Here is a 385-nt window from a genome sequence, read left to right on the forward strand (position 1 = left end):
GCAGTTGCTGTAGGTTCAAATGCTGTTGTAAAGTCACCTTCACCACCTGCAAAAGCTCCAGCCATTACTCCAAATTGGTAATCAGTTGGTTTATAACATTGAAATATATACTTAATACTTCTTAACCTTTTGGTATATTAGGGTATAGTATTAAAGAAAAATCATCGCATTTTTGAGTAGGTTCTTTTTTATATACAGCGTGGTCAATCATAGTCTTAAGCAATATATTTTTTAGATAAGGTTCTTTCTCTTCTGTGTATTCTCTTAAGACTTTTTCAAGTTGAGGAATGATTTGCATTCTAACAGTACTTTTTTCCTTTGCTATCTCAATATCTATATTTACTTTATTTATAGAACTTTTAACATCTTCTATACGTGATATAAG

1 pseudogene is annotated in these 385 nt (G+C 30.4%); it reads right to left on the reverse strand.

Features of this window, described 5'->3' with window-relative positions:
• Positions 1-121: 121 nt before the first annotated feature.
• A pseudogene (locus tag KGF50_RS21945) lies at positions 122-385 on the reverse strand (recombinase family protein); the annotation flags it as partial.

Source organism: Clostridioides sp. ZZV15-6598, from assembly GCF_020657705.1.
Taxonomy (GTDB): Bacteria; Bacillota; Clostridia; order Peptostreptococcales; family Peptostreptococcaceae; genus Clostridioides; species Clostridioides difficile_F.